Consider the following 10236-nt stretch of genomic DNA (forward strand, 5'->3'; position numbering starts at 1 on the left):
GGATCTATGTCAGTTCAAGCTAAACGTCGGGCGGATTATCAGCCGCCCGCTTTTTCAATAGCGACAGTTGACCTACATATAACGCTACACCCAACGCAAACCAAGGTTATTAGCACGTTGTCCGTCACTCGTAATGGCGCGCACGATAGTCCATTAGTACTTGATGGCGATAATTTATCGCTAGATTCTATTTCTATTAACAGTACGCATCTATCTGATGATGAATACACGGTAACAGATAGCGCTTTAAGCGTAGTTACCGAACTTGATGAGTTCGTCTTAGAAATTGCCAATACCATTGCCCCTGAACAGAACAAAGCGTTGGAAGGCTTGTATTTATCTGATGGAGCTTATTGCACGCAGTGCGAAGCAGAAGGATTTCGCCGTATTACCTATTTCATGGACCGCCCCGATGTTTTAGCAGTCTACACGGTAACCGTGGTAGCCGATAAATCAGTTCCTATGCTACTTGCTAACGGTAATCCTGTAGAAAAAGGCGACATAGACGACAATGCACATTTTGTTAAATGGCACGACCCACATCCAAAACCTTGCTACCTTTTTGCTCTAGTTGCCGGTGACTTCGATTTACTTACCGATAGCTACACCACCACTAGCGGCAAAGAGGTTGCACTAGAACTGTATGTTGATAAAGGCAAAAAGTCTCAAGGTGTCTTCGCATTAGAATCGCTCAAGCGGGCGATGAAGTGGGACGAAGATGTGTTCGGTTTAGAGTACGATTTAGATATTTACATGATTGTTGCCGTCGATTTCTTCAATATGGGAGCGATGGAAAACAAAGGTTTAAATGTGTTTAACAGTAAGTTCGTTTTAGCCGATCAAAAAAGTGCTACCGACGATGACTTTTTCAATGTTGAGTCGGTTATCGCGCACGAGTACTTCCACAACTGGACCGGTAACCGAGTTACTTGTCGGGATTGGTTCCAGCTAAGCCTTAAAGAGGGGCTCACTGTATTCAGAGACCAACAGTTCAGCGCTGATATGACGTCTGCGTTAAGTAATCGTATAAAGCACGTTCGTGTTATGCGAGAACACCAGTTTGCAGAAGATGCGAGTGCAATGAGTCACCCAATTCGTCCAGAAGAAGTCATCGAAATGAACAACTTCTACACGGTGACGGTTTATGACAAAGGCGCTGAAGTTATTCGCATGTTCCACACATTATTGGGGCCAGAAGGCTTCAGGCGTGGCATGGACGAGTACTTTAGAAGACACGACGGTCAGGCGGTCACCTGTGATGATTTCATTTCAGCCATGCAATCTGCCACTGATTTAGATTTGACCCAGTTTTCGCGCTGGTATAGTCAGTCTGGTACGCCGGTTATCTCTGTAGCACACAGTACTGAAACTGTTGAAAGTGGTAGTGTTAAGCATAGCTTTACACTGTCACAAAATACGCCTTCAACCTCCGATCAGAAAGTAAAGCTCCCTCTATATATTCCTGTAAATATCGAGATTATTGATGATGATGGGAATAGCTACACAGATAACGAGTCGCTAATTCAAAACGGCATGATTATCTTAAAAGATGCTTCTACGCGTTTTACTGTAAATGCAGAAACCGCAGATTTAACACCTGTAGTATTAGGTAACTTCTCGGCGCCAGCGAAAGTGGATAACCCATTGGGGACAGACGCTTTACTTACCATCTTCAAATATGCGAAGGACCCATTCAACCGTTGGGATGCAATGCAGACGTTGTATGACCGTTGCGTGAAGCAATTGGAAGCGTCGCCGGGTTCTGCGATTAGTAACGACATTTGGAACGGTGTTAAACAAGCTATTGCCCAAGAGCAGAATAATCTTGAATTGCTGGGTGAATGTTTAGTCATACCTTCGTTTGAAACTCTGTGCCAAAGCAGAAGCAACATAAACGTTTCCGCACTTTCGAAAGCGAGAAAAGCGTTTTGTGACCAGTTTGCTCGCGCACTCGAAAAAGAGCTAATACAAGTCTTCGAAAATATTGAGAAAGGTGCGTATTGCTACACGCAGGAAGCAGTGAATCAACGTCGCTGCAAAAATGTCGTGCTTGCACACTTAGCGCGGTTACCCCAGCACGAGCATATTGTGGTTTCTCAGTTTGAAACCGCTGATAATATGACGGATACACTGGGTGCACTTAGAAGCGCGCAACACTGTAGTGCCTCGACATTCGACAGTTTGATGGCTCATTTCGAGGAATCGTGGAATCACGACCCGCTTGTTTTGGATAAATGGTTCGCACTTCACGCTACACAAAATCGAGACGACATCTTTGCAACTATCACTATGTTGTGTGAGCACCCGCAGTTTGCAATGAGTAACCCAAATCGCGTTCGCTCGGTTATTGGCAGTTTCGCTTTCTACAATAGTGAAAGATTCCACGCAGTGGATGGCAGTGGCTATAAGTTCGTCACCGATTATTTACTTAAATTAGATGCGGTCAATCCTCAGGTTGCAGCTCGCATTGTAACTCCGTTAACCCAATGGCAGGGATATGCAAGCGAACACCAAGTTCACATGAAACAGCAACTTGGTCGGTTACTTAACCACAAAGGATTAAGTAAGGATCTATTTGAGAAAGTAAGTAAAAGCCTTGCTTATGACAAGCACTAATCATACTGACACGGTTTTTTACTTTTCTGTTAACGCACCTTACGAGCAATGTGAGGTGCTTTACATCCCGTCTATGCCTGATGTAGTCATGGTGAGTGAATCAGGTCTAAGCGTCCAAGTGCCAACCAACCGGCTAAGGCCATTTGTTAAACCTAATGGTATCAAAGGTCGTTTTAAGATGGTTGTTGATGCTAACAAGAAAATTAAATCTTTCGAAAGGCTCGCTTAGCGCCTTTTCCTACACAAAGTATTCTCTTCTGAAGCCGGCCACGATACCCGCGGTGGCGATAACGCGTTTCCTTAAATTCGTCTAAAGCCACTAAATAACCTACACAATATTTTTCCAATAAATCTGTGCATTTTTTCTGCAAGTTTATAAATGCCTTTTATACTCACAATAAAGCAATAACTATTTGATACGTCTAATGTTGTAAATTTTGTTAACTGGTAGGATTAGTTCTTGCGGTTATGGCAAAATGATGTAATGATTTTGTTAATCGTTATGGTTGGTCATGATGTCACGTATTAAGTCACATCGACTTGGGAGTATAAAAATATGAAAAACGGGCCTAGCGCTTTTAAGATATCACCGGTAGCAGCGGGAGTTCTCTCTCTGCTTGGTGCTGCTGCAGTACCAGCACACGCTGCAAACTGGCAAGTAGGTGATGTAAATATTTCTTTAGATTCGACATTCACATTAGCTACGAGTATTCGAACAGAGGCAAGAGATTACGACCTAATAGGTAACAGTAACCATCCTCAGTTTGACTGGAGCGGTTATCATGCAGCTTTCAATCCTTTATATTCAAGTGGCGATGTGTGGGGGTTAGCAGATGGCGGCTACTCTACTAATGGTGACCTTGGCAACTTAGCGCACGATCCTGGAGATGCATTTGCAACACAAATTTCAGGTACTCACGAATTAGACATCAACTTTGGCGATTATGGTTTCTTCGCCCGTGGTTTCTGGTTCTACGACTTTGAACAGATGGACGGCGACCGTCCATACTCTAACCCAATTACGGGTAACCAATACGACTTGTGTCAAGATCCAGAAGCAGAGGATTTACTTTGTACAGACGTACGCCTATATGATGCGTTTTTCTACGGTGACTGGTGGATTGGAGATAAACCACTCACACTTCGTGTAGGACGTCAGGTTATCAGCTGGGGTGAGAGTACGTTTATCCAGCACGGTATTAACACAACCAACCCGGTTGACGTGACTCGCGCCCGAGCACCGGGTGCAGAGCTGCGTGAAGTTTTCTTACCAGTAGGAATGGTATACGCTTCACTTGGCTTGACAGATACGGTTAGTGTTTCTGGCTACTACCAGTATGAGTGGCAAGAAAGTTGGCTACCAGTATCAGGCAGTTACTTTGCCGGCAACGATTTTGCGGGCGAGGGCGGTCAGCGCCAGAACGTCCAGCTTGGTTTTAGTGGTAACCCTGATATTGATTTAAACCATCTATTGAGCGTTCTAAATCAGTACGGCGATTTAATGAATGCAGGAACTCCCGCTACCGATCTTATTGGCGCCTATGCTTTGTATGGTACGAAAGTCGCCGTTCGCGGTTTTTCTGATGAAGCGCATAACTATGCTGATGACCAGGGACAGTATGGCTTGAGGTTGACGTGGTTTGCTGAAAACTTAAATGAGACTGAGTTTAGCTTTTACCACATAAATTATCACAGCCAGCGCCCTCTCATATCTGGTGTTACATCAGATTTTTCATTTGCAGGTATTTCGCAGGATCTTGCTTTCATCCAAGCGAATGAAATAACGAGGGATAATATCACTGAGCTTGGAGTATTTACCCAATCTCAATTTTTCTACCCTGAAGATATTAAACTGTACGGTATGAGTTTCAACACCAATATCGGCACTACAGCGCTTGCAGGTGAATTTGCTTATCGCGTGGATGAACCTCTTCAAATTGATGATGTAGAACTACTTTATATGGGTATGCCTGAACAGTTAGCAAATTCAGATATAGCTGATCTACGTCGCCCAGATTTGCAAGGCATTTCACAGCTAAACAACATTGGTAGAACGGTAGGCCCTGGCGAGACAGCAGAAGGCTTTTTATTTTCCGATACGTGGCAGATGCAATTTACAGCCTCACATGTATTCGGACCTAAATTTGGCGCTGACAATTTTGTACTTCTTGGTGAAGTAGGTTATGTCAATATTGTTGATATGCCAGATCCAGACGTTATTCGTTTGAATGCACCGGGTACTGCTCGTACAGCGTCACTAGAGCCTATAAATGGCAATAATCGCGAAGGTTTACACCAAGCTCTTTCTGACGGGCCGGAGACAAACCCATTTGCAACTGACGATGCGTGGGGTTACCGCCTACTCGCAAATGCCGAATATAACTCTATATTCGCGGGTATGAATCTTCGTGTTCGTGCAACGTTCTCTCACGATGTAGAGGGTACCACACCAGATCCTCTATTCCTTTTCACAGAAGATGTTAAGTCTGCTGCACTTTCTTTTACGTTCGACTACTTAAGCAAGTGGTCTGCAACGGCGTCGTACAGCGCTTTCTGGGGCGGTATTGGTACTACTAATGCGCTATCAGACAGAGACTTCGTTTCATTTAACATCAAATATGCAATCTAAGAGTGGTATTTATGATTAGAAAAGTAGGAATTATCGCTGCGGCTATGTCACTTGCGTTGTCAGGTGCAAGTGCAATGGCCAAGGTGTCTGAGGCAGATGCTAACAAACTAGGTAACGAGTTGACGCCACTGGGCGCAATGAAAGCAGGTAATGCTGACGGCAGCATTCCAGCGTGGACAGGTGGTATTACCTCCGCGCCTGCCGGATATGCCGTGGGTGACCACCATCCAGATCCTTATCCAGAAGACAAGGTGCTGTTTGAAATTACTGCACAAAACTACAAAGAGTACGCGGACTTTTTATCTGAGGGTCAGAAAAAACTCTTTGAAGCATACCCCGACACTTTCCGTATGCCCGTTTATCCAACCCGTCGTTCTGCATCAAACCCACAAGCTATCTATGATGCGACCAAAGTAAATGCGACTCGTGCAGAATTACTCGATGAAGGTAACGGGATAAAAGGCGCCGTATTAGGTATTCCTTTCCCAATTCCTCAGAACGGATTAGAAGCAATATGGAATCATATCTTACGTTATCGTGGTGAAGCGGTTCAGCGTAACGGTGGTCAAGCTGCAGTAACAACTGGCGGAGATTACAACGTAATCGGTTTTGACGAGCAGCTGTTAATTAAGTACGCAGAGGAAGGAGCTACACCAGAGAAGCTGACAGACGAAAACGTGCTGTTTATGTTCAAGCAAAAAGTAACCCAACCTGCGCGTTTGGCGGGTACAGCTCTACTTGTTCACGAAACGGTCGATCAAGTTAAAGAGCCGCGTAAAGCATGGACATACAACACCGGTCAGCGCCGTGTACGTCTAGCACCAAACATTGCTTACGATACTCCTGGAACCGCAGCAGATGGTCTTCGTACTACTGATGACTTTGATATGTTCAACGGCTCACCTAACCGCTACAACTGGAAGTTGGTGGGTAAAAAAGAAATGTTCGTTGCGTACAACAACTATGCACTTCATTCAGATAATGCGAAGTACGATGAAATCTTAAAGCCAAACCACGTTAACCCAGACTTAACACGTTGGGAAAAGCACCGCGTTTGGGAAGTAGAAGCCACATTGAAAGACGGTTTCCGCCATATTTACCAGAAGCGTGTATTCTTCATTGATGAAGACAGCTGGCAGATTCAAGTTGCTGATATGTATGATAATCGTGGCGAACTTTATCGCGTTGGTGTAGCGTATGGTGTGAACTATTATGAAGTACCTACCCAGTGGTCTACGTTGGATGTGTACCATGATTTGAATTCACGTCGTTACCTAGCCATTGGCCTAGACAACGAAGAAGAGATGTACGATTTCACCGTACGCCCACGAGATGTGGAATTCACACCTCAGGCGTTACGACGAGAAGGTATGCGCTAATCGCCTTACACAACAAACGGTTGGCAATTGCCAGCCGTTTTTGTATGCAGACAATTATAAATAGGGGGAATGGTTAATTATGAAAAAAACCATTGCAGCGTGCATTGCCGCCACTTTCGCAGTTAATTACTCTACAACTGCATTCGCCGAAGAAGCATTCATGGCACCATTGGTCGAGCAATCAGTTCTTTTGGACATAGACGCTGATAAATTTGTCGTTATTGTCGGTGAACGCGGTCACGTGTTAGTTTCAGAAGATGGTGAGGCATTTAATCAAAAAGCCGTACCAACACAGTCAACGCTTACAGCGACTACCGTTGTGGGTGATAATATTTGGGCAGTAGGTCACGACGCTGTCATTCTTCATTCTTCAGATAAAGGCGAGACGTGGGAGATACAAAATTTCCAACCTGACCTTCAGCGCCCATTTCTAGACGTTTTATTCTTCAATGAAAAGCAAGGTATTGCTACAGGTGCCTATGGCTTGTTCTATCGAACCTTAGACGGTGGAAAAACGTGGACAGCAGAGCGTCATGCCAGTCTGCTTGACCCAATGGACCAAGAATATCTTGAGGATATTCGAAAAGAAGATGAAGACTTCTATCAGCAAGAACTTGAATCTATTTTACCGCATTTAAACCGAATTACCCTTGACGGTGATACGCTTTACCTGGCGGGTGAAGCTGGACTGCTAGCAAAAAGTAACAATATGGGCGAATCGTGGGAGCGATATTACGTCGACTATACTGGGTCTTTTTTCGATATTAAGCCGCTTGATGAAAATACCGTACTCGCCGTGGGCCTTCGCGGAAACATATTTGTAAACACAAATGAAGGTGAGTGGGAGTATGTACAAACCTGTTCCACTAGCACACTTAATTCAATTCTAATTGGTTCTGAGTCTAAGGTTTATGCATTAGGCAACAACGGCATGATGGTTAGCGCACAGCGACCGCTTCCTACGAGTATGCGAGACCCTTACGCATCCGTTTCGGATTGCGAGGCAGACGAGGGCATTGTAGTTTCTCAAATTAAAGACAAAGCCGCGCTTCTTAATGCAACACAGTTTAATGGTAAAAACATAGCCGTAACTGCAAATGGCATTAAAACGTTGAATTTAAAATAGGGCAGTATAAGAACAATGACCCATTTTCTTGAAAAATTAGTATTTGGAAACCGCAAGATTGTCGTGGCCCTGTTTGCCATAGCGACAGTGTTCCTAGGTTACCAAGCTTCTCAAATGCGCTTAGACGCAGGGTTTGAAAAGAATATACCGTTAAATCACGAATACATGAAAACCTACATTGAGCACCGCCAGGATTTTGGTGGAGCCAACAACATCTTGGTTTCGGTGTGTGATAAAAACGATGATATCTATAATCAAAACTTCTTCGATACCTTAAAGAATGTTCACGACCAGCTCTTCTTTATCAATGGGGTTAACCGTTCGCTAGTTATCTCGCTTTTCTCTCCTTCAACTCGCTTTACTGAAATTGTGGAAGGCGGTTTTGCCGGCGGGCCAGTCATTCCTGCGGACTTTAACTCTGCAAGCCCAGAAGCATTGGAGTTGGTGGCGGCGAATGTAGAAAAGGCAAATATAGTCGGAAGACAAGTATCTAGTGATTACAGCTGTGCAATGGTAACAGCGCAACTGCTCGATATAGACCCGCAAACGGGCGAGCCGCTAAATACCTTGGCGTTAGCCGCAGAGCTTGAAGAGCAGCTTCGCGGTCAATATGAAAATGAAAATACGTCTATTCATATCATTGGTTTTGCGAAAATGATTGGCGATGTGGCCGATGGAGCAAAAGATGTGTTGATCTTTTTCGCCATTGCTATCGCGATTACTGCCATCATGGTGTACTTCTTCTCTAGAAGTATCATGCTAACGCTATTACCTTTGATTTGCTCAATCATAGCCGTTATCTGGCAGTTGGGCCTGCTTACTTCAATTGGCTTTGGTATGGACCCCATGTCTATATTGGTACCGTTCTTAGTATTTGCCATCGGAGTGAGCCACGGCGTACAGATGATTAACGCAGTTGAAAAGCAAGCTGTAACCGGTATTGGCGCTAAACGTGCGTCTATGGCGGCATTCAGAAACTTGTTGGTTCCAGGCGGAATTGCCCTGTTATCTGATACGGTGGGTTTTATGACGTTATTGGTAATTGATATTGGTATTATTCGCGAGTTGGCAATAACGGCAAGTATGGGTGTAGCGGTAATTATTCTTACTAACCTGTTACTGCTACCTGTGCTGATGAGCTTCTTAAAACTTGATCAGAAATACGTTGAAAAATTCGCGGGTAAAGAAAACGCTAACTCCAAATTTTGGGAAGTCATTGCGGCTTGTTCACGAAAGAAGCCTGCGGCAATAATTCTACTTGTTACTGCTATCCTATTCGTATTTGGACATTTCCAAGCTCAGAATATGAAGATAGGGGACCTACACGCTGGCGCACCAGCTCTGCATGAGACGTCACGCTACAACCAAGATACTTTCCTTATTACCGACAAGTACGAAGTTACGGTAGATTACATTTCTATTTTAGTTGAAACCACACCAGAGGCCTGTACGTCACACAGCGTGATGAAAGCCATGGACGACTTTCAGTGGAAAATGGAAAACGTACAAGGTGTTCAATCGGCAGTTTCGTTGGCATCTGTAGCCAAAATCGTTAATGCAGGTTACAACGAAGGTAATGTTAAATGGCAAGTACTTCCGCGTAACCAGCAAACGTTGGTGCAGGCTATTTCCCGCGTACCAACGTCGTCAGGTTTGCTAAATGGCGACTGCTCGGTCATGCCTATTATTCTGTTTATGGAAGACCACAAGGCGGAAACCATTTCTCGTGTTGTTGATGCTGTTAAAGCTTATCGCGATGAGTATCAAACTGACGATATGAAGTTTAGTCTTGCTTCTGGGCCGGTAGGCGTAATGGCGGCAACCAACGAAGCGGTGAGTGCAGCGCAAGATCCTATGATGTTGTACGTGTTTGGCGCCGTCATTGCGTTGTGCCTAATTAGCTTCCGTTCTTTACGTGCTACACTTGTAGTGGTTATCCCGCTGTATGTTGTGTCTGTATTAGCACAGGCACTCATGACATACTTGCAAATTGGCCTCACCGTTTCTACGTTACCAGTTATCGCACTTGGCGTGGGTATCGGCGTGGACTATGGTATTTATATACTTTCTACTAAGAGCTTAATGCTGAAGAAAGGTGCCACCGTTCAGGAAGCATATTTTGCTGCGTTGAAAGAACGTGGAAGTGCTGTTTTATTTACCGGTATTACGTTAGCAATTGGCGTAAGCACCTGGGTATTCTCTTCGCTTAAGTTCCAAATGGATATGGGCATTTTGCTCACATTTATGTTCGTCGTGAACATGCTTGGAGCAATAATTGTACTGCCTGCACTAGCAAGATTCCTATGGTGGAACAAGAATGACCCTGATGCATAAAATATTTTTGCATAGCTAAGCATAAAAAAGGGCCTTTAGGCCCTTTTTTTTGGGTGTTTTCTGCATACTTATCTATGCTGTTAATATAAGGTTAAGAATGGGCTTTCATTAGCGTCATTTATTAGAGAAAATAGTTAGGTACTCGGCACTTA

General features: G+C 44.3%; 6 protein-coding genes. All 6 read left to right on the forward strand.

All coding sequences use genetic code 11. The features are described from left to right. The first annotated feature begins 6 nt into the window (after window positions 1-6). On the forward strand, window positions 7-2616 hold the full coding sequence (gene pepN, locus V7R42_RS12835; protein ID WP_334020664.1) for an aminopeptidase N: 2610 nt from the start codon (window positions 7-9) through the stop codon (window positions 2614-2616). Next, entirely contained in the window at window positions 2603-2845 is a 243-nt protein-coding gene (locus V7R42_RS12840) for a DUF2835 family protein (protein WP_334020665.1), read from the forward strand. The genes pepN and V7R42_RS12840 overlap by 14 nt, the downstream gene beginning before the upstream one ends. A 327-nt stretch (window positions 2846-3172) precedes the next feature. Beyond that, window positions 3173-5245, forward strand: coding sequence for a DUF1302 domain-containing protein (locus tag V7R42_RS12845; RefSeq protein ID WP_334020666.1), 2073 nt, complete (start codon window positions 3173-3175; stop codon window positions 5243-5245). 11 nt (window positions 5246-5256) lie between these two features. Further along, window positions 5257-6624 carry a DUF1329 domain-containing protein gene (locus tag V7R42_RS12850; protein ID WP_334020667.1) on the forward strand — a complete coding sequence of 456 codons (1368 nt, stop codon included), beginning with the start codon at window positions 5257-5259 and terminating at the stop codon, window positions 6622-6624. 79 nt (window positions 6625-6703) lie between these two features. Further along, window positions 6704-7750: a WD40/YVTN/BNR-like repeat-containing protein gene (locus V7R42_RS12855; RefSeq protein ID WP_334020668.1), complete on the forward strand. Its 1047-nt coding sequence runs from the start codon at window positions 6704-6706 to the stop codon at window positions 7748-7750. A gap of 15 nt (window positions 7751-7765) precedes the next feature. Further along, window positions 7766-10084, forward strand: a complete 2319-nt coding sequence (locus tag V7R42_RS12860; RefSeq protein ID WP_334020669.1) for an efflux RND transporter permease subunit — start codon at window positions 7766-7768, stop codon at window positions 10082-10084. Window positions 10085-10236: the final 152 nt, after the last annotated feature.

Source organism: Alteromonas sp. S015 (assembly GCF_036864485.1).
GTDB lineage: Bacteria > Pseudomonadota > Gammaproteobacteria > Enterobacterales > Alteromonadaceae > Alteromonas.